At 69.3% G+C, this 21,356-nt stretch carries 14 protein-coding genes; 8 read left to right on the top strand and 6 right to left on the bottom strand.

The features are described 5' to 3' along the window. The first annotated feature begins 120 nt into the window (after nucleotides 1–120). From ACSAMQ_RS02475 to ACSAMQ_RS02460, 4 genes are all read left to right on the top strand, one after another. Entirely contained in the window at nucleotides 121–939 is an 819-nt protein-coding gene (locus tag ACSAMQ_RS02475; RefSeq protein WP_435394126.1) for a helix-turn-helix domain-containing protein, read from the top strand. A gap of 90 nt (nucleotides 940–1,029) precedes the next feature. Next, nucleotides 1,030–1,461, top strand: coding sequence for an ArsR/SmtB family transcription factor (locus ACSAMQ_RS02470; protein ID WP_435394125.1), 432 nt, complete (start codon nucleotides 1,030–1,032; stop codon nucleotides 1,459–1,461). A gap of 43 nt (nucleotides 1,462–1,504) precedes the next feature. Continuing rightward, a complete protein-coding gene (locus ACSAMQ_RS02465; protein ID WP_435394124.1) occupies nucleotides 1,505–2,056 on the top strand; it encodes an SRPBCC family protein in 552 nt (183 codons plus the stop codon). Nucleotides 2,057–2,194: 138 nt separating this feature from the next. Next, nucleotides 2,195–2,665, top strand: coding sequence for an FKBP-type peptidyl-prolyl cis-trans isomerase (locus tag ACSAMQ_RS02460; protein ID WP_435394147.1), 471 nt, complete (start codon nucleotides 2,195–2,197; stop codon nucleotides 2,663–2,665). A gap of 1,139 nt (nucleotides 2,666–3,804) precedes the next feature. Here the strand turns inward: ACSAMQ_RS02460 and ACSAMQ_RS02455 are convergent. From ACSAMQ_RS02455 to ACSAMQ_RS02445, 3 genes are all read right to left on the bottom strand, one after another. Next, entirely contained in the window at nucleotides 3,805–4,791 is a 987-nt protein-coding gene (locus ACSAMQ_RS02455) for an LLM class flavin-dependent oxidoreductase (RefSeq protein WP_435394123.1), read from the bottom strand. Between the two features lie 209 nt (nucleotides 4,792–5,000). Next, nucleotides 5,001–5,471 (bottom strand): hypothetical protein, encoded by a 471-nt coding sequence (locus ACSAMQ_RS02450; protein WP_435394122.1) that lies wholly within the window; start codon nucleotides 5,469–5,471, stop codon nucleotides 5,001–5,003. 48 nt (nucleotides 5,472–5,519) lie between these two features. Next, nucleotides 5,520–5,672, bottom strand: a complete 153-nt coding sequence (locus tag ACSAMQ_RS02445) for a hypothetical protein (RefSeq protein WP_161786141.1) — start codon at nucleotides 5,670–5,672, stop codon at nucleotides 5,520–5,522. A gap of 328 nt (nucleotides 5,673–6,000) precedes the next feature. Here ACSAMQ_RS02445 and ACSAMQ_RS02440 point away from each other — a divergent pair, with 328 nt between their 5' ends. From ACSAMQ_RS02440 to ACSAMQ_RS02430, 3 genes are all read left to right on the top strand, one after another. Then, nucleotides 6,001–11,919, top strand: a complete 5,919-nt coding sequence (locus tag ACSAMQ_RS02440; RefSeq protein WP_435394121.1) for an alpha-2-macroglobulin — start codon at nucleotides 6,001–6,003, stop codon at nucleotides 11,917–11,919. 80 nt (nucleotides 11,920–11,999) lie between these two features. After that, entirely contained in the window at nucleotides 12,000–14,351 is a 2,352-nt protein-coding gene (pbpC, locus tag ACSAMQ_RS02435; protein WP_435394120.1) for a penicillin-binding protein 1C, read from the top strand. A gap of 213 nt (nucleotides 14,352–14,564) precedes the next feature. Continuing rightward, nucleotides 14,565–15,137: a hypothetical protein gene (locus ACSAMQ_RS02430; protein WP_435394119.1), complete on the top strand. Its 573-nt coding sequence runs from the start codon at nucleotides 14,565–14,567 to the stop codon at nucleotides 15,135–15,137. 27 nt (nucleotides 15,138–15,164) lie between these two features. On the opposite strand, the gene ACSAMQ_RS02425 is transcribed toward ACSAMQ_RS02430, so the two are convergent. The 3 genes from ACSAMQ_RS02425 to ACSAMQ_RS02415 form a co-directional block, all read right to left on the bottom strand. After that, nucleotides 15,165–16,478, bottom strand: a complete 1,314-nt coding sequence (locus ACSAMQ_RS02425; protein ID WP_435394118.1) for a PQQ-dependent sugar dehydrogenase — start codon at nucleotides 16,476–16,478, stop codon at nucleotides 15,165–15,167. Nucleotides 16,479–16,981: 503 nt separating this feature from the next. Then, nucleotides 16,982–17,608, bottom strand: coding sequence for a cold shock domain-containing protein (locus ACSAMQ_RS02420; RefSeq protein WP_435394117.1), 627 nt, complete (start codon nucleotides 17,606–17,608; stop codon nucleotides 16,982–16,984). Between the two features lie 514 nt (nucleotides 17,609–18,122). Continuing rightward, the gene (locus ACSAMQ_RS02415) at nucleotides 18,123–19,838 is read right to left on the bottom strand and encodes a serine hydrolase (protein ID WP_435394116.1); all 1,716 of its coding nucleotides are present in this window, start codon (nucleotides 19,836–19,838) and stop codon (nucleotides 18,123–18,125) included. Nucleotides 19,839–19,986: 148 nt separating this feature from the next. On the opposite strand from ACSAMQ_RS02415, the gene ACSAMQ_RS02410 reads away from it, so the two are divergent. Beyond that, on the top strand, nucleotides 19,987–21,282 hold the full coding sequence (locus ACSAMQ_RS02410; RefSeq protein ID WP_435394115.1) for a TIGR03862 family flavoprotein: 1,296 nt from the start codon (nucleotides 19,987–19,989) through the stop codon (nucleotides 21,280–21,282). Nucleotides 21,283–21,356 lie beyond the last annotated feature (74 nt).

Here is a 21,356-nt window from a genome sequence, read left to right as displayed (position 1 = left end):
GAAGGGGCTTGCGGTTGAAGGCGGTGTGGATCTCGGAAGCCATCACACCGCCGTAGCCGACGCAGGTCGATTACCTGCCAGGTAATGCCTCCGGCCGACGCCTCGGGCTATCGTGAGCGCATGAACGATCTCCGCCCCGTGGGCGAGCTGCTGCGCAACTGGCGCCAGCGTCGCCGTCTGACCCAGTTCGACCTGGCCGAAATGGCCGAGGTCTCGACCCGCCACGTCAGCTTCATCGAGACCGGGCGCTCGCTGCCGAGCCGCGCCTTGCTGCTGCGCCTGGCCGACCGCCTCGACGTGCCGCTGCGCGAAAGGAACCAGTTGATGACCGCCGCCGGTCTCGCGCCGATGTACGCCGAGCGCTCGCTCGACGACCCCGCCCTGCGCGAAGCCCATGCCGCGATCGAAATGGTGCTGTACGGGCACGAGCCGCATCCGGCGCTGGCGGTCGACCGGCACTGGAACCTGGTCATGCACAACCGAGCGGTCGCGCCGCTGCTGGCCGGCATTCCCGACTTCCTGCTGGCCCGGCCGTCGAACGTGCTGCGGGTCAGCCTGCACCCCGAAGGCCTGGCGCCGCGCATCATCAACCTGGGCGAATGGCGCGCGCACCTGCTGCACCGCCTGCGCCATCTGGCCGACACCACCCGCGATCCGGTCCTGTCGACGCTGTACGACGAGCTCGTCGCCTATCCCTGCGACGATCCTTACGACGAAACCGAGCTGACCGCCGCCGCGCACGTCGCGGTGCCGTTCCGCGTGCGCAGCGAGTTCGGCGACTTGGCCTTCATCAGCACCATCACCGTGTTCGGCACCCCGCTCGAAGTAACGCTGTCGGAACTGGCGATCGAGTCGTTCTTCCCCGCCGACGCCGCCACCGCCAAGGCGATGCGCGCGTTCGGCGCCAGCCTGGAACCGGCGCAGTCGGCCGGGCACTGATCGCCGGCGCGCGGCCAGAGCCGGTCGGCGCGCCGGCTTAATTATACCAAACGGTTGACAATCGGCTCCGGCGGGCGGATATTCAACCACATGGTTGACTATCGCTCCGAACGGCTCGACGCCGTATTCCACGCTCTCGCCGATCCGACCCGGCGGGCGATGCTGCATCGCCTGGCCGAGCGCGAGCACAGCGTCGGCGAACTCGCCGAGCCCTATCGAATGACCCTGGCCGCGGCGTCCAAGCACATCAAGGCGCTGGAACGCGCCGGCCTGGTCCAGCGCACCGTGCTCGGCCGCACTCACGTCTGCCGCCTCGACGCCGGGCCGCTGCACGGTGGCTTCGAGTGGCTGCGCCACTACGAACGCTACTGGACTCAGCGCCTGGACGACCTCGAAGCCCTGCTGCGCGCCGAGGACGAGGCGCAGGCGCGCAAGCCGGCCCCATCGAAACGATCTGCGCCGCAGGCGAAGCCGCCCGCCGCCAAGAAAGCCGCCGCCCCGCGGCGCAAACCCCGCGCCTGAGCGCGCATCACCCTGGCCGCGTCCGCGGCCTCAGGAGACCGCCATGAATCTGTCCGCGACTCACGACGACTACGGCACCGTCACCGCAGCCGACACGGTGCGCATAGAACGCCTGCTGCCCGGCCCGATCGAGCGGGTCTGGGTCTACCTGACCGAGCCCGAACAACGCCGCCGCTGGCTCGCCGCCGGGGCCATGGAGCTGCGCCTGGGCGGTTCGGTCGAGCTGATCTTCGACAACAACCGGCTGACCCGCGACGACGACCCGCCGCCGGCGAAATACGCCCAGTACGGCGGCGAGCACCGCCAACACGGCCGCATCACCGCGATCGACCCGCCACGCCTGCTCAGCTATACCTGGAGCGACACACCGCCGTCGGAAGTGCGCTTCGAGCTCAGCGAGGAAGGCGATCGGGTGCGCTTGGTGGTGACCCACAGCCGCCTGGCCGATCGCGCCATGATGGTCAGCGTCGCCGGCGGCTGGCATACCCACCTGAGCATCCTGACCGCCTTGCTGTCGGGCGAACAACCGCAGGGCTTCTGGCGCACCCATACCCGGGTCGAGGCCGAGTACGAACGGCGCATTCCCGCGGCTTGAGCGGACGGCGCCGCACCGGGTTCGCCGACAGCGGCTAAGCTTGGCGTCCTGTCGGCGATAACCCAGAGGTCGCGCGTGTCCATCGGTCGTTCCACATCCTCGTCCGCGAACGTCGTTCCGTCGCGCCTGCGCCGCTGCCTGCGCGCCCTGCCCCTGGCTCTGGCCCTGCTCTCGACCGTGGTCGCGGTAAGCGCCTGCCGCAAGCCGGCGGCGCAGGAAGAAGCCGCGGCGCCGAAGGTCTTCAGCGGCCGCATCGCCCAGTTCCAGGCCATCGACGAGCGCGTCGGCACCGGCGAAGTCGCCCAGTCCGGCCAGCAGGTGATCGTCCACTACACCGGCTGGCTGTACGACGAAAAGGCCGCCGACAAACACGGCAGCAAGTTCGACAGCTCGCTCGATCGCGGCAAGCCCTTCGACTTCCTGCTCGGCGCCGGCCGCGTGATCCGCGGCTGGGACGACGGTGTCGCCGGCATGCGCGAGGGCGGCAAGCGCATCCTGATGGTGCCGCCGGAGATGGGCTACGGCCGCGAAGGCGCCGGCGGCGGAGTGATTCCGCCGGATGCGTCGCTGGTGTTCGAGGTGGAGTTGTTGCGGGTGGAGAAGCGCTGACGCGCATGGCGCTCGGTCCTCGGCGATTGCGTTTGGCACGTGAGCGTGCCGCTGCGAGCCTGTCCTCTGTAGGAGCGGCGTGAGCCGCGACAGGGGACGCGCAAAGATAACGAGGCCGTCGTCGTTCATCGCAGCGGCGCGCCCTCGCCGGAGTAGAAGCGGCGCAAGCCGCGACATCGCTGCGGCGATCTCGCGGCGCTTCTCTCGCTCAATAGATCAAGATCAAGATCAAACCCAAAGCTTCCGCCACTAAAGCGGCGGGTTACTTTCTTTTGTCATAAGCAACAAAAGAAAGATAACCAAAGAAAAATGCTTTGTTCTGAATCAAGGGCCCGCACGAGCGATGCCGATGCGGTGCTTTTTCATACGGGACATCCCTGTCCCGATGAAAAACGGCCTGCATCCATGCAGGCCGCCCTTCGGGTCTTCTCTTGCCTTCGCGAGTGCGAGACGGCGCACAGCCGAAGCAAAGGCCGCAGTCGCATACAGCTGACGCGCAGCGACGCCCTCCCCTGTAGGAGCGGCGTAAGCCGCGACAGGGACGCGCAAAGATAACGAGGCCGTCGTCGTTCATCGCAGCGGCGTGCTCTCGCAGGGTAGGAGCGGCGCAAGCCGCGACATCGCTGTGGCAGTCTTGCGGCGCTTCTGTCTTTCAATAGATCAAGATCAAGATCAAACCCAAAGCTTCCGCCGCTGAAGCGGCGGGTTACTTTCTTTTGTCTAAAGCAACAAAAGAAAGGTAACCAAAGAAAAATGCTTTGTTCTGAATCAAGGGCCCGCACGAGCGGTGCCGATGCGGTGCTTTTTCATACGGGACATCCCTGTCCCGATGAAAAACGGCCTGCATCCATGCAGGCCGCCCTCCGGGTCTTCTTTGGCCGTCGCGAGTGCGAGACGGCGCACAGCCGAAGCAAAGGCCGCAGTCGCATACAGCTGACGCGCAGCGACGCCCTCCCCTGTAGGAGCGGCGTAAGCCGCGACAGGGACGCGCAGAGATGACGAGGCTGTCGTCGTTCATCGCAGCGGCGCGCCCTCGCAGGGTAGGAGCGGCGCAAGCCGCGACCGCGAGTTTGCGGCTGCCGGCGCAGGCGATCGGAATTGCGCAGTCGCGACCGTCGCTCCTGCCCCGGGCAGTACACCTACAGCGACTTGCATACCCCCGCGGCAATCTCGAACGAACGCAAGCGCGCCGCGTGCTCGTAGATGTTCGCGGTCAGCATCAGCTCGTCCGGGCGATGGCGTTCGATGAAGGCGGCGATGCCGGCGCGCACTTCGGCCTCGTCGCCGACCACGGCGCAGGCCAGGGCCTGGGCGACGCCGGCTTTTTCGAGTGGGGTCCAGAAGGTTTCGATGTCGTCGATCGGCGGCGGAATCAGGCCCGGGCGACCACGGCGCAGGTTGACGAAGGCCTGCTGCTGGGTGGTGAACAAGCGCCTCGCCGCGGCGCTGTCGTCGGCGGCGACCACGTTGAGGGCCAGCATCGCATGCGGGCGCTGCAGCCGCGCCGACGGCTGGAAGTCGCGGCGGTACAGGTTCAGGGCTTCGTCCATCGCATCGGGGGCGAAATGCGAGGCGAACGCGAACGGCAGACCCAGGGCAGCCGACAGGCGCGCGCTGAACAGGCTCGATCCCAGCAGCCACACCGGCACCTCGAGGCCGGCGCCCGGCACGGCGCGCACCGCCTGTCCGGGCTGCACCGGTTCGAAGTAATGCAGCAGTTCGCTGACGTCCTGCGGGAAGCTGTCGGCGCCGTCGTAATAACGGCGCAGGGCGCGCGCGGTCGCGTGGTCGGTGCCGGGCGCGCGTCCCAGGCCGAGGTCGATGCGGTCCGGGTACAGCGAGGCCAGGGTGCCGAACTGCTCGGCGACCTGCAGCGGCGCGTGGTTCGGCAGCATGATGCCGCCGGCGCCGACGCGGATGGTCGAGGTGCCGCCGGCGATGTAGCCGATCAGCACCGCGGTCGCGGCGCTGGCGATGCCGGGCATGTTGTGGTGTTCGGCGAGCCAGTAGCGGCGATAGCCCAGGCGTTCGGCATGACGGGCCAGTTCGAGGCTGTTGGCGAAGGCCTGGCGGGTGTCGCTGCCTTCGGTGACGGGCGCCAGATCGAGTACGGAAAACGGCAGCATGCGGTCGCGCTCGCAACTAGGAGTCTTTCCAGATGGGGGCGCGACGAAGGGAATTCAGCGTCGTTCGAACGCACTCGGGTGCGACGCTGTGTTGCGGATCGCGAGGCGATGCCCGGCCCGTCGGCACGCAGCCCACCCTGGCCTGCCGGAACCCGCCACGCCTGCAGGCGACGGCGCCCTCCCCGCGCACGGGGGAGGACCGAGAAACCTCAGAACAAATCGAAGCGCAGCCCCTCGCGCTCGTTGTCCCAGATCGTGCTGACCACCCACCAGCGCCCACGTTCGTGGCAGAGCTGGATGCTGTTGGCGCCGCGCTTGAGCACGGTCGGCGAGTCCGCCGTCGGCCGAGCCTCGTATTTGCTCCAGACGTGGGCGATCTGGCCGAAGCGTTCGACGCGCTGTTCGGTCTCGACCTCGTGGAAGTCGTTGGCGGCGAAGAACGGTTCCACGTCCGCGATGTAGCTGTCGACATCGAACACCGCCGCGCGGGTCGAGCCGTCGGCCTCGACCACGGTACGCAGGCTCAGCGCGCGCGGGTGTTGCAGGTAACGAAAGCGGGCCCAGTCGCGCGGCGCGCCGGCCGGGCCGGAAATGCAGGCGTATACGGCGCGGATCAGGCGGCCGATGTCCTGGGCGTCGTGCTGCCACTCGGCGGGTACGGCGTCGGTACGGTCGTTCATGGCGGATCGGTTCCTGGCGACGGGGGACGAAAAGACGGCGCAGCCGGGCTACCAGGGCACCGGCCAACCGGCGAGCGGCGCGATCAGGTAATACAGCCCGGCCAGCACCAGCAGCCACATCGCCGACTTCAGCAGGAAGCCGACCAGCTTGAAGGCCAGGTACAGCCCCAGCGCCACCATCACGATCGCCACGATGTCCATCCGAACTCCTGCGCTGCAAACGGCCTCGAGCTTAAGCGCTCGCCGGCGAGGCGACCAAGTGCCGGGGGGACCGCCTCGTCTCCTTGTTGCGAGGTCCCCGCGAAGACTCCCACCCGACGGCCGTACCCACGGCGTTAAAAAATCCTTAGGATTCCGACGAACGGCAGGAACGTTTTTCTAACATTCCGGTCTAGGCCATCGATCGATCACGCAGCCGCGCGCGCAAGCGCCCGGCGCGGTCGGGAAAGGGACGAACACGGGGACCGGCCAGGCAACGGATCGCACTGGCCCGGCACTAGCCACAGCACCACGGATTGGAACACCCGCAATGCAAAACACCGACTCGCCGTCGCAACCGGCTCCCCACGCGGAGGCTGGCGATGCCGGCCGTCCTTCGCCCTGGACGCGGGCCACGCGCTCGCTGTTCGGCCAGATCGACTGGGTCCCGCCGGTCTGGCTCGCCGCCCTGCTCGCCCGCGTGCGGCAACGGCCGGCGCTGTACCTCGGCAGCCTGCTCGGCCTGCTCGCGGTCGCCACGCTCGGCCACTGGCTCGTCACCCGGCCGAAGCCGGTCGTGCCCGGCGCGCTCGGAGTCGAGGTCCATAGCCCGGCCTTGACCGATTACACGCGCGCGCCGGCCGAGGTCGACAGTCTGCGCCTGACCTTTTCCGACACCGCCGCGCCGATCAAGCAAGTCGGCATGGCACCGGCCGGGGTGACCATGACCCCCGAACTCAAGGGCGCCTGGCGCTGGGAAGATCACAAGACCCTGGTGTTCAAGCCCTCGGCCGACTGGCCGGTCAAGACCCGCTACACGGTCGAACTCGATCCCAAGCTCAGCCTGGCGCCGAAGGTGCGGCTGCAGGAGTACCGGTTCGAATTCGAGACTGCGCCGTTCTACGCGCAGATCGCCAACAGCGAGTTCTACCAGGACCCGCAGGACCCGACGCTCAAGAAAGGCGTGTACGAGCTCAAGTTCTCGCATCCGGTCGACGCCGCCCAGCTCGAACGCCGCATCGCCCTCACCCTCGCCGACGGCGCCGGCACCGCCCTGGCCGCGCCCAAGTACACGGTCAACTACGACGAGAAGGGCCGGCTCAAGGCCTGGATCCACTCGCAGCCCCTGACCCTGCCGGAGAACGGCGGCAAGCTCAAACTCGAAATCGCCGCCGGCATCGTCAGCACCCTCGGCGGCAAAGGCACCGCCAAGCCGCTCGGCGCCACCGTCGCCCTGCCTTCGCTGTACAGCGTCGAGGTCAGCGACGTCGCCGCGGTCCTGGTCGAGAACGAACGCTTCGAGCCCGAACAGGCGCTGGTGCTGACCTTCAACAACGCCATGCGCGACCGCGACGTCGCCGGCGCCGTGCGCGCCTGGCTGCTGCCGGTCAAGGATCCGCGCCGGCCCGCCGCGCAACAGAGCGGCGCCTATACCTGGAGCCGCGACGATGTCGACGAGGCGGTGCTCAAGGCCGCCACGCCGTTGCCGCTGAGCGCGGTGCCGACCGAGCGCGAGTACGTCGAGACCCACAGCTTCAAGTTCCAGGCGCCGCCCGGCCGCCGCATCTACCTGCGCGTCGACAAAGGCCTCAAGGCGTTCGGCGGTTTCATGCTCGGCGCCAACCACCGCGCGGTCGAGACCGTGCCCGACTACCCGAAGCTGCTGCGCTTCGTCGGCGAAGGCGCGCTGCTGTCGCTGCGCGGCGAGCGCCGGATCAGTCTGGTCTCGCGCAACGTCGCCGGCGCGCGCCTGGAAATCGCCCGGGTCCTGCCCGAGCAGATCCAGCACCTGGTCTTCAACAACGAGGGCAGCTATGCCAAGCCCAGCTTCTACAACCTGTCCGCCGACAGCCTGGTCGAGCGCGAGGAAAAACGCCTGACCCTGCCGGCCGCCGACCCGGCCAAAGCTCATTACGAAGGCGTCGACCTCGGCCAATACCTCAAGCCCGGCCGTCGCGGCGTGTTCCTGCTCAGCCTGCGCACCCTCGAGGACGACGACAGGAAGCGCAGCGCCGAGGAAACCCTGGCCGAGGAAGCCGGCAGCGAAGAAGACAGCCGCCTGGTGGTGTTGACCGACCTGGGCATGGCGGTCAAGCAGGCGCTAGACGGCCGCCGCGACGTGTTCGTGCAATCGCTGTCGAACGGCGCGCCGGTCGCCGGCGCGCGCGTGCGCGCGGTCGCTCGCAACGGCGAAACCCTGGTCGAGGCGCAGACCGACGCCAGCGGCCGCGCCCAGTTGCCTTCGCTGAAAGGCTTCAAGCGCGAAAAGCAGCCGGCGATGCTGACCGTGAGCCAGGGCGAGGATTACTCGTTCCTGCCGATCGGCGACCGCGACCGCGCCCTGGACTATTCGCGTTTCGATATCGGCGGCGAGCCCAACGACCTGGAGGCCGGCGCGCTCAACGCCTACCTGTTCTCCGACCGCGGCCTGTACCGTCCCGGCGACACCGTCAACGTCGGCATGATCGTGCGCGCCGCCGACTGGAAGCGCGCGCTGACCGGCCTGCCGCTGGAATGGGAGTTCACCGACCCGCGCGGCACCGTCGCCAAGCGCGAGCGGCTCAAGCTCAGCGCCAGCGGTTTCGAGAGCGCCAGCTTCGCCCCGGGCGACAACGCGCCGAGCGGCACCTGGCAGGTGCAGTTGTTCCTGCTCGGCCGCGACGACCAGCGCACCACGATCGGCTCGACCTCGGTGCAGGTGCGCGAGTTCGCCCCCGACATCATGCGGGTCAAGGCGAGGCTGTCGGCCGAGAACGCCAACGGCTGGATCAAGCCCGAGCAGCTGTCGGCGCAGGTCGACGCCGAGAACCTGTTCGGCACGCCCGCGCAGCAGCGCCGGGTCGAAGGCACCATGGTGCTGCGCCCGGCCTTCCCGAGCTTCCCGGCCTATCCTGGCTACCAGTTCTTCGACCCGCAGCGCGCCAAGGAAGGCTACGACGAATCGCTCAGCGACCAGACCACCAACGCCGAAGGCCGCGCCGAATTCAAGCTCGACCTGACCAAGTACGAGCGTGCGACCTATCAGCTGAGTTTCCTCGCCCGCGCCTACGAGCCCGGCAGCGGCCGCAACGTCGCCGCGCAAACCAGCGCCCTGGTGTCGAGCAACGATCATCTGCTCGGGATCAAGTCGCAGGACGACCTGAACTACATCAAGCGCGGCGCCAAGCGCACCCTGCAGTTGCTCGCCATCGGCCAGGACGGCAAGCCCAAGACCGTCGCCGGCCTGCGCGCGGTGGTGGTCGAGAAGCGCTATGTGTCGGTGCTGACCAAGCAGGACTCCGGCCTTTACCGCTACGTCTCGCACGAACGTCGCTTCGACCGTCGCGACCAGGCGCTGACTCTTGCGGGCGGCCGCGAGAACGTAGCGCTGAGCGCCGACCAGCCTGGCGATTTCGTGCTCGAAGTGCGCGCCGCCGACGGCAAGGTGCTCAACCAGGTCGGCTACCGGATCGCCGGCGCCGCCAACCTGTCGCGCTCGCTCGAACGCAATGCCGAGCTGAGCCTGAATCTGTCCAAGCCCAGCTACAAGCCCGGGGAGACCATCGAGATCAGCGTGCGCGCGCCGTACGCCGGCAGCGGCCTGATCACCCTGGAACGCGACCGCGTCTACGCCCATGCCTGGTTCCGCGCCGACAGCAACGCCAGCGTGCAGAAGATCGTCGTGCCGGCCGATTTCGAGGGTAACGGCTACGTCAACGTGCAGTTCCTGCGCGACCCGAATTCCGACGAGATCTACATGAGCCCGCTGTCCTACGGCGTGGCGCCGTTCGCGGTCGACCGCAACGCGCGCACCCAGCCGCTCAAGGTCGGCCTGCCGCGGGTGACCAAGCCGGGCACGCCGATGACCGCCGACGTGGTCACCCAGGGCAAGGCGCGGGTGGTCCTGTTCGCGGTCGACGAAGGCATCCTGCAGGTCGCGCGCTACCGCGTCGGCGACCCGCTCGATCACTTCTTCCGCAAGAAGATGCTGCAAGTCGACACCGCACAGATCCTCGACCTGTTGCTGCCCGAGTTCAGCCGCATCGCCGGCCAGGCCGCGCCGGGCGGCGACGGCGAAGGCGGCATGGCCAAGCATCTCAATCCGTTCAAGCGCAAATCGGAGAAACCGGCGGTGTGGTGGTCGGGCATCGTCGACGTCGACGGCCAGCATCAGTTCAAGTTCACCCTGCCCGATCATTTCAACGGCCAGGTGCGGGTGGTCGCGGTCGCGGTGACGCCGGAACGGGTCGGCGTGTTCCAGACCGAGGCGCTGGTGCGCGGCGACTTCGTGTTGACCCCGACCGTGCCGACCCATGTCGCCCCCGGCGACGAATTCGACCTCCCGGTCGGCGTCGCCAACACCATCGAAGGCGCCCAGGCGGCGGCCAAGGTCGCGGTCGCGCTGCAACTGCCGCCGTCGCTGACCCTGGTCGGCGCGGCGCCGGCCCCGGTGTCGATCGCCCCGCGCGGCGAAACCACGGTGCGCTTCCGCGTGCGCGCCGGCCACGTCCTCGGCGCGATGCCGGTGGCGATCCAGGCCAGCTCGGGCGCGTTCAGGGCGCAACGGCGGATCGAGCTGTCGCTGCGCCCGGCCGTGGTCGCGCGCCAGGACCTGATCGCCGGACGCGCCACCCAGCGCACCGTCATCCAACCCCTGCGCAAAATGTACGACCAACGCGCAACCCGCCAGCTGTCGGCCTCGGTCTCGCCGCTGGTCGCGCTCGACGGGCTGACCGCCTACCTCGGCGATTACCCGCACCAGTGCACCGAGCAATTGCTGAGCGGCGCGTTCCCGGCGCTGGTCCTGCGGTCGCATCCTGAGCTCGGCAAGGTGGTCGGCCCGGGCGCGGGCCAACCGAAGCAGAACATCGTCGACGTGCTGCGTTCGCGCCAGAACAGCGAAGGCGGCCTGGGCGCGTGGACGGCGACGCCGGAGGCCGACGCCTTCGTCACCGCTTACGCCGCGCTGTACCTGATCGAAGCGCGCGAGCGCGGCCAGCCGATTCCGGACGACCTGTTGAAGTCGCTCAACGGCTATCTCGAATCCCTGGCCGCCGACCGCTCCGGCAACGACCTGGCGACCCTGCGCAGCCGCGCCTTCGCGGTATACCTGCTGGTGCGCCAGGGCCGCACCGCCAGCAACCTGCTCAGCTCGGTGCACGAGCAGATCAAGCGCGACCAGCCCAAGACCTGGGAGAACGACAGCGCCGGCCTGCTGATCGCGGCGAGCTATCAGTTGCTGCAACAAGACAAGGCGGCGCGCCCGCTCGCGGTCAAGGCCTTCGCCCGCGCCAACCGCAACGCGGCCGCGGCGCCGCGCGCCTACTCGCACTACTACGACGGCGGCATCGAACAGGCCTGGACGATGTACCTGCTCAACCGCCACTTCGCCGCGCTGGCCAAGGACCAGCTCAAGCCGGCGGCGCTGGAACGACTGCTCGATCCGTTGCGCAACAACAGCTACAACACCTTGTCCTCGGCCCTGACCGTGCTGGCGATGGACGCCTACGCCCGCGCGCAACCGGCGCAAGCCGCGCCGGTGCTGGAAGCGGCCGGCAAGGACGGCAAGTCGCGCCGCATCGGCGACGCCCAGGGTCTGATCGCCCGGGGCGCCTTCGCCGGCGGCGACCTGCGCCTGTGGGTGGCGCCGGCCGGCCCGACCCCGGCCTGGTACCTGGTCAACCAGAGCGGCTACGACCGCGCGGCGCCGAAGGCGGTGCAGGACCGCGGCCTGGAAGTGGTGCGCGACTACCTCGATGCCGCCGGCAAACCGGTGACCGCGCTCAAGCAGGGCCAGGAAATCACCGTGCGCCTGCGCCTGCGTGCGCTCGGCGCGCCGGGCCGCGACAGCATCGCCATCGTCGACCTGCTCCCGGGCGGGTTCGAACCGGTGATGCAGTACGCCGCCGCGGCCGTCGCCGAGCCTGCGGCCGGCGACGACAGCGAAGGCTGCGACGAGGGTTGCGAGGACGGCGGCGAGGAAGACGCCCAGCCTTCGCGCGACGGCGGCGAGCAGAACGCGGCACCGCGACAGACCCTGGCCCTGCCCAACTCCAGCTTCACCCCGGAGCACGTCGAACAACGCGAAGACCGCATCGTGCTGTACGGCAGCGTCGGCTCGGAGGTGGTCGAGTTCCGCTACGCGATGCGCGCCAACAACACCGGCAAGTTCGTGGTGCCGCCGGTGTACGCCGAGTCGATGTACGAGCGCTCGGTGTACGCGCAAGGCGGCCCCGCCGGCCGACTGCAGGTCGACGCGCCGAAGCCATGAAGGTTTCGTCGGGCGAGGCAGGGAAGATCCACCCGCGGGGCGAGACGGGATTCATGCGACTACGAGGCGAGACAGAAAGCATGCGACGGCCGTGGTGGATGCTGCTGCTGAGCCTCACCGCCGTCATTGCGGTATTGGTCGCTGTGCGCTTTTGGCCGCGGCCGTCGCTGTCGGAGGCTGTGCCGCTGTCGACGGTGGTCCGCGACCGCGAGGGCCGCCTGTTGCGGCTGACCCTCGCGAGCGACCAGCGTTACCGGCTGTGGGTGCCGCTGTCGCAGGTCTCGCCGCAGTTGGTCGAAGCGGTAATGCTGCAGGAAGACGCCTGGTTCCGCTGGCACCGCGGCGTCAACCCGGTCAGCCTGGCGCGCGGCGCCTGGTCGACCTACGCCAGCGGCGAGGCGCGCATCGGCGGCTCCACCCTGACCATGCAGCTCGCGCGCCTGCGCTGGCGCCTGCAGACCCGCGACGTGCGCGGCAAGCTGGTGCAGATCGCGCGCGCGCTGCAACTGGAGCTGTATTACTCGAAAGACGAAATCCTCGAGGCCTATCTCAACCTGGCCCCGTACGGCGGCAACATCGAAGGCGTCGGCGCGGCCAGCCTGATCTATTACCGCAAACCGTCCGACCGCCTGACCCTGCCCGAGTCGCTGGCGCTGGCGGTGTTGCCGCAAGCGCCGTCGCGGCGCGGCCGCCTGAGCGCGCGCGACGACGACGCCCACTACATCGGCAGCGGTCTGGAAGCGGCGCGTGCACGGTTGTATGCGCGCTGGCGCGAGCGTCATCCCGAGGACCCCGCCGAGGACGCGCTGCTGAACCTGCCGCTGCGCCTGCACAGCGCGCGCGAGCTGCCGTTCCGCGCCCCGCACCTGGTCGACCGAGTGCTGGCCGAACGCGCCTGGCATCCGCACGACGGCCCCGAGCTCAAGACCACCCTCGACACCCGCCTGCAGCGCCTGCTCGAAGAGCGCGTGCGCAACCATCTGCAGCGCGAACGCAGCCGCGGCCTGCGCAACGCCAGCGCGATCCTGATCGACACCCGCGACATGGGCGTGCGCGCCCTGGTCGGTTCGGCGGATTACTTCGACGCCGGCATCCAGGGCCAGGTCAACGGTACCGATGCCAAGCGTTCTCCCGGCTCCACCCTCAAGCCCTTCATCTACGCGCTCGCGCTCGACCAGGGCGTGTTGCACCCGGCCAGCGTGCTGCGCGACGTGCCGAGCGCGTTCGGGCCGTACACGCCGGAAAACTTCGACGGCCGCTTCATGGGCCCGGTGACCGCGACCGAGGCCCTGGTGCGCAGCCGCAACATCCCCGCGGTCGGTGTCGCCGCGCAACTCAGGCAGCCGAGCTTCTACGATTTCCTGCGCCAAGCCGGCGTGCGCGACCTGGCCAGCCAGAATCACTACGGCCTGGCCCTGGTCCTGGGCGGCGGCGAAGTGACGATGGAAGAACTCGCGCGCATGTACGCGATGCTCGGCAACGATGGCCGTCTGCGCGCGCTGCGCTGGCGCGAACACGACCCGCAGGAAGAAGGCGCGCGCCTGCTCAGTGCCGAGGCCGCCTTCGTCACCCGCGACATGCTGCTGCACAACCCGCGCCCCGATGCCGGCTCGCAGTCGGCCTCGCGGCCCCTGCCGGTGGCGTGGAAGACCGGCACCTCGTGGGCGTTTCGCGACGCCTGGAGCGCCGGCCTGGTCGGGCCTTACGTGCTGGTGGTGTGGCTGGGCAATTTCGACGGCTCCAGCAACCCCGCCCTGGTCGGCGTCGAAGCCGCCGCGCCGCTGTTCTTCGACATCGTCGACGGCCTGCAGGCGGCGCGGGTCGATCTGGCCGAGCCGGTGCGGCAGTGGCCCTTGAACCTCAAGCGTGTCGAGGTCTGCCGCGCCAGCGGCGATCTGCCCAATGCTTGGTGCCCACAGCGCGGCACGACCTGGTTCATCCCCGGCAAGTCGCCGATCCGGATCAGCACCGTGCACCGCGCCCTCGCCATCGACATCGCCAGCGGCCGGCCGGCCTGCGGGCCGTTCGACCCGCGCACGATGCGCCAGGAGGTCTTCGAGTTCTGGCCGTCCGACCTGGCGCGGGTATTCGTCCAGGCCGGCATTCCGCGCCGGCGCCCGCCGCCGGGACACGACTGCGCAGGTTCGCAGGACTGGCTGGGCTCGCCGCCGAGCATCACCTCGCCGTATCGCGCCACCCGCTACACGATGCGCCTGTCGCATCCCGAGCAAGTCGCTCTGAACCTCGCCGCGACCGTCGATGCCGACGTCTCGCGCCTGTACTGGTTCGTCGGCAACACCTTCCTCGGCAGCGCCGAACCCGGCGCCGCCCTGGCCTGGACGCCGGACCGCACCGGGCATTTCCGCCTGTCGGTGGTCGACGACCACGGCCGCGGCGACGAACGCGAGATCGAGGTCGCGGTGGTGCAATGACGCAGCCCGCGGCGCGACGCTGAACCCCGCCCCGCTCGCCGGCCACGCAGGCTATGGAAAACCGCCCGCGGCGCTTATGGTGAGCGCGTCTTCGCGCAGGCAACCTTCATGTCGCGTCCTAGGTTTCGTTCGCAATCGCTCATAACCTCCTCGCGCCGCTCGATCGCCCTGGCCGCGCTCGGATGGGCCGCCTTCAGCGCTCAGGCATCGCCCGTGCATGCGGACTATCCGGACGACATCGACAAGGTCCGCGGCTGCTGGATCCAGCGCGTCGGACCCGACGGCCCGGCCACCTTGTTCCTGCGGCTGCTGCCCGAACCCGAGCGCAAGGACTGGCTGGTCGGCGCGCTGCACCGCGCCGACGGCGACGACCCCGACCGCCGCCTGCGCCTGCAGTTCGCACGCAGCGGCCACGACGCGGTGTTGGGGCCCAATACGCCGAGCGACGCGGCGGCGACGCCGGACGCCGAGACGGCGCCGGTTCACAGGCCGAACGCGCCCCGACCGCCGCAGTCCGGCACCGCGAAGTCAGGCCCCGCCAAGTCAGGCCAAGCCCAGGTGCCGACAACGCCGATGAACTTCTGGCGCATGGCGGGCCCGTCCCTACCGCCCGCCGGCGCCTCCGAGCAGACCAGCGTCATTTTCTACCGCAATCACGACCAGACCTTCCTGCGCGTGGAAGTCTCGCCCGAGCATCTCAAGCTGAGCCTGGGCGACTTCCATCCGCGGCGCACGAACAGGCCGGAATCGGTGCTGTTCGACGGCCGCCGCGACGGTTGCGACTGAGGCCGCGCTAGCGCCGTTGGCCGCGCCTCACTTCGCCGCGGTGACCCGCCAGACGATGTTGCCGACGTCGTCGCTGACCAACAGAGCGCCGTGTTTGTCCAGGCGCACGTCGACCGGCCGGCCCTGCGCGTTTTCCGCCGCGTCCAGGAAGCCGGTCAATACGTCGACCGGCTGACCGTCAGGCTGGCCGTTGTCGAAAGCGACGTAGATCACCTTGTAGCCACTCTTGGGCTTGCGGTTCCAGGAGCCGTGCTGGCCGACGAACAGACCGTTGGCGAACTGCGCCGGCAGGCTCGTGCCCTGCGAGAAGGCGATGCCGAGCGAGGCGGTATGCGGCCCGAGCGCGTAGTCCGGCACCAAGGCCTTGGCCACCAGTTCGGGTTTCTGCGGTTTCACCCGCACGTCGACGTGCTGGCCGTAATAGCTATAGGGCCAGCCATAGAAGCCGCCGTCGCGCACCGAGGTGATGTAGTCCGGCACGAGGTCGCTGCCGATCTCGTCGCGTTCGTTGACCGCCGTCCACAGCGCGCCCGTCGTCGGCTCCCAGGCCAGGCCGTTGGGATTGCGCAGGCCGGTCGCGAACAAGCGCTTCTTGCCGCTGGCGCGGTCGAGCTCCCAGATCGCGGCGCGGCCTTCCTCCATCGCCATGCCGTTCTCGCCGACGTTGCTGTTGGAACCGACGGTGATGTAGAGCTTGCGGCCGTCGGCACTGGCGATGAGGTTCTTGGTCCAGTGATGATTGATACCGGCCGGCAGGTCGGTGACCTTGACCCCGGCCTGCGCGATCGAGGTCTCGCCCTCGCGATACGGGAACCGCAGCACCGCATCGGCATTGGCGACATAGAAATCCTCGCCGACCAGGGCCATGCCGAACGGCGAATGCAGGCCTTGCAGGAACACACTGCGGAACTCGGCGACGCCGTCGCCGTCGGCATCGCGCAACAGGCTGATGCGGTCGGCGCTGGGCACCGCCGCACCGGCGCGCTTCATCATCCGCGCCGCAACCCAGGCCTTGATGCCCGAAGCCTTCTTGTCCGACGCCGGCGCGTTGCTTTCGGCGACCAACACATCGCCGTTCGGCAGCACATGCAGCCAGCGCGGATGATCGAGCCCGCCGGCGAACGCCGTCACCGCCAGGCCCGGCGCCGCCACCGGCTTGCCGCCGGACGGCCAGCCCACCGCGGGCGCGACGTTGACCGTCGGCAACAAGGTCTTGTTCGGCGCGGGCAGCTGCGGCCGCTGGCCGGTGCCATCAGCGACCTGCAGGGTCGCGGTTTCGCCGCAGGCGGCAAGCGTGATCGCGAGCGAAAGCGCGGTCAGGCATCGCAGTGGACGCATCATGATCTGAACCTCTCGACGAAACCGGCGGTCGAGCCCAGCATGCGCAGGTATTGGTAAAGCGGGCGAGAAGATCGGGGCGCCAACGCGACCGTGTGCGTGAATGCGCTGATCCAATGCCTTTCTGTTGCTGTCGTCCCCTGCGCTTACCTGGAGTCCATAGACTTCAAGATTAGCCGCGGCGAAGCCCTGGATTCCCGCCTGCGCGGAGATGACGAGCCATCAATTGCGGCTCTTCCGATGAGCGCAAGCCGGGTACGAACGGCAAAAGTCGCACCGCGAGCCAGGGCCCACCGCGCTTCACCGGCGGCCAGCTGCGTCCGCAGGCATGCATCCCCGTCCAGACTTCGGTCTTTGCCCAGCCGGCCCGGTCCGTCGCCCGCCATTTCGACACTTCCCCATCCGTCGTCCCCGCGCAGGCGGGGATGCGAAGACTTCAGAGTCATGTCGCGATCCATGAATTCGCGCTCAAGAGGATCGCGAGCCGTGACGCCATCGTCGCGCCATCAGCGCGAACACCATTGCTGTTCGCAGGGCTCGCCGTCGCCATCGCCATCCATTTCCGTATTCGGGCAATGTCGCAGGAAATAGCGGGCCTCGGCGCACGACGTCATTTGCGAACAGTGACTGCGGCCGTCACAGGCGAAGCTCGCAGACGATTCGGTCGACGACCGCAGCGCTGCAGCTTTCGGCACGGATGAGGGCGAATCTTTCACCGATGCCGCGACCGAGGCCCGCATCGGCATCGTCGCCGGTGTCGACGGGCGCGCGGAGTCGAACGCTTCGGACGGCACCGGCGAGGACCGGCTGTAGACGTATCCGCCTACCGCGACGATCGCCGCGATCGCCAGAGCCGCGATGCCAAACCTACTGCGCGCCGGAATGTCTGGGTCGCGACGCCGCGCCGATGCGGCGGGCCGACCTTCGCCGGCCCGCATGATCCGGACGGCCTGGCGGGTGCCGTCGCTCTTCGTGTGAATTTCGAAGGACACCAATTCGTTGAGGCGCGGTCGCACGGCGCCGCGGCCGAATGCGGAGATATGCACGAACAACTCGTCGCCGCCCTGGGCTGGGGCAATGAATCCGAACCCACGCTCATCGTTCCATTTGATCAAGGTGCCGTGCGTGCGCATGCCGATCCTTCGGTCGATCCCGAGCCAGCATCCGTCCGTGGGGCGGCCGAATCAAGGTCCTCTAGGCGCACAACCATGCCATGGGGACTTCTGCCCTCGGGCTGCCAGGCCCGCATGCCCTGCCCGTCTGGCGATATGCCGGCAGCGCCGCAGCCCGCAATGAAGAAGGCCCTGCATCGCGGGACGCCGCGATGCAGGGCCTTAAGTGACGCAATGGGCACGGTCCCTATGCGCCACAAGCTGCCGCCGGCATCCTGGAGACATGCGGGCGGGGACGACCGGGTACCCAGTCCTGACTAAAAACGACGCGGGATCGCCGCCCCCCTACCTCGCCGACGACCGACCGCCGCCGGTCGTCGGATCGATCTCGCCCGTGGGCACCTGTCGTGGGGTGAAGCGCAGGCATCGGCAACGGCGAAGGCTGTCCGCCGACCCGGTCTTGCCTGTTGTCGTGCCAGCTCGGTTCAGCCAGCCCGGTCTCGCCGGCTCCGCGGCTTTCGCCGCAGCGCTTGGCTCAACCCGCGCGCTCGCCCGCGGCCGGCCTGGCTGGCGCGACCCTCGGCGTCGCCGGCTTCATCGGGGTCGCCGCCGGGTCCGCCACCACCGGCGCCAGACGCAGGTCCTGGAAGTCGAAACTGAAGTCGGTCAGCGGCGAGATCGCCTCCATCCGCATCTCGCGCACCTTGCCGTCCGGGGTCAGGGCGAAGTTGACGAAGGCGTCGGCGTTGAGCCAGCGCTGATCCCAGCGGACGATGAAGGTGTCGTGCTGCCAGTGGCTGAGTTCGCCGACCAGGTCCTTGCTGCGGCCGAAGCGCAGCCGCCATCGGCCGTCGCCGGCGGCTTCGACGAAGACGTCCCCGTACCACGGGTCTCGATAGGTGCCGGCATAAGCCTGCAACGGCAGCGACGGCTTCGAGTTCGCCGCACGCGCGGCGACGTGCTGGTTCCAGTCGTCGTCGGCCTTGCTGCGGCTCTTGGCCAGGGCTGCGGCATAGGCCGCGTTCCAGTCGGTCTTGGGCGCGCCGAGGTAGGCGTCGAGCGCGCGCATGGTCACCGCCTGGAAGGCGCCGCCGAGTTCGGCGTTGGTCAGCACCACCACGCCGAGTTTCTGCTCCGGCACCAGGGTCACCCGCGAGACCATGCCGGGCCAACCGCCGGTATGCCAGACCAGCTTGCGCCCGCGGTAATCGGTCAACTGCCAGCCCTCGCCGTAGCCGGCGAAATTGGGCTTCGCCGGCGCCAGCTCCGGCACCGGCGGCTCGGCGATCGGCATCGGCGTGACCACCGACCACATCGCCTGCTGGCGCTTGGCGCTGAACAAGCGTTGTTCCTTGTCGCCGTCGCGCGCGTAGACGCCGCCGTCGAGCTGCACGCGCATCCACTTGCTCATGTCGTGCACGCTCGAATACAGGCCGCCGGCGCCGGCGACGTTGGCCCAGGTCATGCGCGGCGCGATCTGCAGGTTCTTGAAATCGGCCTTGGCATGCCCGCTGGCGACCGCGTCGCCGGCGCGCAGAGCGTCGCTGTTGTAGCGCGTCTCGTCCATGCCGAGCGGCGCGAAGATGCGCTGCGAGAGAAAGTCGCGATAGCTCTGGCCGCTGACTTCCTCGATCACCCGTTGGGCGACGCCATAGAGGATGTTGTCGTAGGCGTACTGGCCGCGGAAGCCGCCGCTCAGCGGCACTTCGGCGAGGCGCCGGACCACGTCTTCGTTGCTGTAGTCGGTGCCCGGCCAGTACAGCAGGTCGCCGGCGCCGAGGCCCAGGCCGCTGCGATGGGCGAGCAGATCGCGCAGGCGCATCTCGCGGGTCACGTAAGGGTCGGCCATGCGGAACCAGGGCAAGCGGTCGATCACCCGGTCGTCGAGGCTGAGCTTGCCTTCGTCGGCGAGCATCGACAGCGAGGCGGCGGTGAAGGCCTTGGTGTTGGAGGCGATCGCGAACAGGGTGTGGGCGTCGACCGGTTCGGGCCTGCCGATCTCGCGCAGGCCGTAGCCGCGTTCGAGCACCACCTGGCCGTCCTTGACGATCGCCACCGCGATGCCGGGCACCTCGAACTGCTTGCGCACCGCTTCGACGTAGGCGTCGAAATCCTGCAACTGCTCGGGCAGCGCCGGCGCGGCGACGGCAGCGTTCGCGGCGGCGGCCTCGGGCGCCTGCGCGGCGGCACCGGCGGCGCTCACGCACAACAGCAGACCGGCGCCGTGCGCCTTCCAGTCGTTGGCTCGCATCGTGGTCCTTCCCGGAAAACGCCCACTCTCGGCGATAGTCGCCGCGCGCGCCAGAGGCCGGAAGTCGTGTCCGGGCGCCGCCCGCGGCCCGGACGGCGCGACGGGCGGCATAATGGTCGGCCGCTACCGCGCCGCCCTGCCGTTACCCATGTCCGTCAACGCAAGCACCCTGCCCGGCCTGGTCGTGATCGGCGGCGGCCCCGCCGGCCTGATGGCGGCGCAGACCGCGCGCGCGATGGGCGTCGAGGTCGACCTGTTCGACGCCATGGGTTCGGTCGGGCGCAAGTTCCTGATCGCCGGCAAGGGCGGGCTCAACCTCACCCACGGCGAAGCGCGGCCGGCTTTCGATCGCCGCTACGGCGCGCGCAGCGAGGCGATAGGCCGCTGGCTCGACCAGTTCGACGGCGAGGCCCTGCGCGAATGGGCGCGCGGATTCGGCGTCGAGACCTACGTCGGCAGCTCCGGGCGGGTGTTTCCGATGGACCGCAAGGCCGCGCCCCTGCTGCGCGGCTGGGTGCGCAGGTTGCGCGAGGACGGGGTGCGCTTCCACGTTCACCATCGCTGGATAGGCTGGAGCGACGACGGCGCGCTGCGCTTCGCCACGCCCGAGGGCGAGTCGCAGGTGCGCGCCGCGGCGACGGTGCTGGCGCTCGGCGGCGGCAGCTGGCCCGAACTCGGTTCCGATGGCGCCTGGGCGGCGTGGTTGAGCGCGCGCGGCATCGACGTCGCGCCGCTGCAACCGTCGAACTGCGGCTTCGACATCGGCTGGAGCCCGCATTTCGCCGGCCGCCACGCCGGCGCACCGCTCAAACCGGTCATCGCGCACTGGAGCGACGAAGCCGGAGAACACAGCCTGCAGGGCGAATGCGTGGTCACCGAGACCGGCATCGAGGGCAGCCTGATCTATGCCTTGTCTGCGGAGCTGCGCGAGCGCATCGCCGCGCACGGCCACACCGTGTTGCGGTTGGACCTGGCGCCGGGCCGCGAGCTCGATCGCCTGCAGCGCGATTTCGCCCAGCCGCGCCGCGGCCGCAGCGTCGGCGAGCATCTGCGGCGCCAGACCGGCCTGGACGGGGTCAAGGCCGCGCTGATATTCGAGGTATTGGGCAAGGATGGCCTCGACGATCCGGCCGTGGTCGCGCAGACGATCAAGCGCTTGCCCTTGCGCCTGCTGCGCGCGCGCCCGATCGCCGAAGCGATCAGCAGCGCCGGCGGCGTGCGCCTGGAAGCGCTGGACCCGCAACTGCGCCTGCGTGCGCCGGCCGCGCGCGGTTCCGCGGCGGATTCCGCGGCCCAGGCCCCGGCGCAGGCGACCTTCTTCGCCGGCGAGATGCTCGACTGGGAAGCGCCGACCGGCGGCTATCTGCTGACCGCCTGCTTCGCGAGCGGCCTGATCGCCGGCCGCGCGGCGGCGCGACATTTGCTTGGGCTTGCGGACGACTGAGCCGAACGAACCGAGCCGAGCGATCGGCTACGGCTTCGACCGCGGGGCCGCGATCCAACGGCCCTGCCGGGCCG

Source organism: Lysobacter sp. 1R34A, assembly GCF_051217035.1.
Classification (GTDB): domain Bacteria; phylum Pseudomonadota; class Gammaproteobacteria; order Xanthomonadales; family Xanthomonadaceae; genus Lysobacter.
The sequence above is the reverse complement of the archived record's forward strand: the minus strand, read 5'-3'. Positions and strand labels throughout refer to the sequence as shown.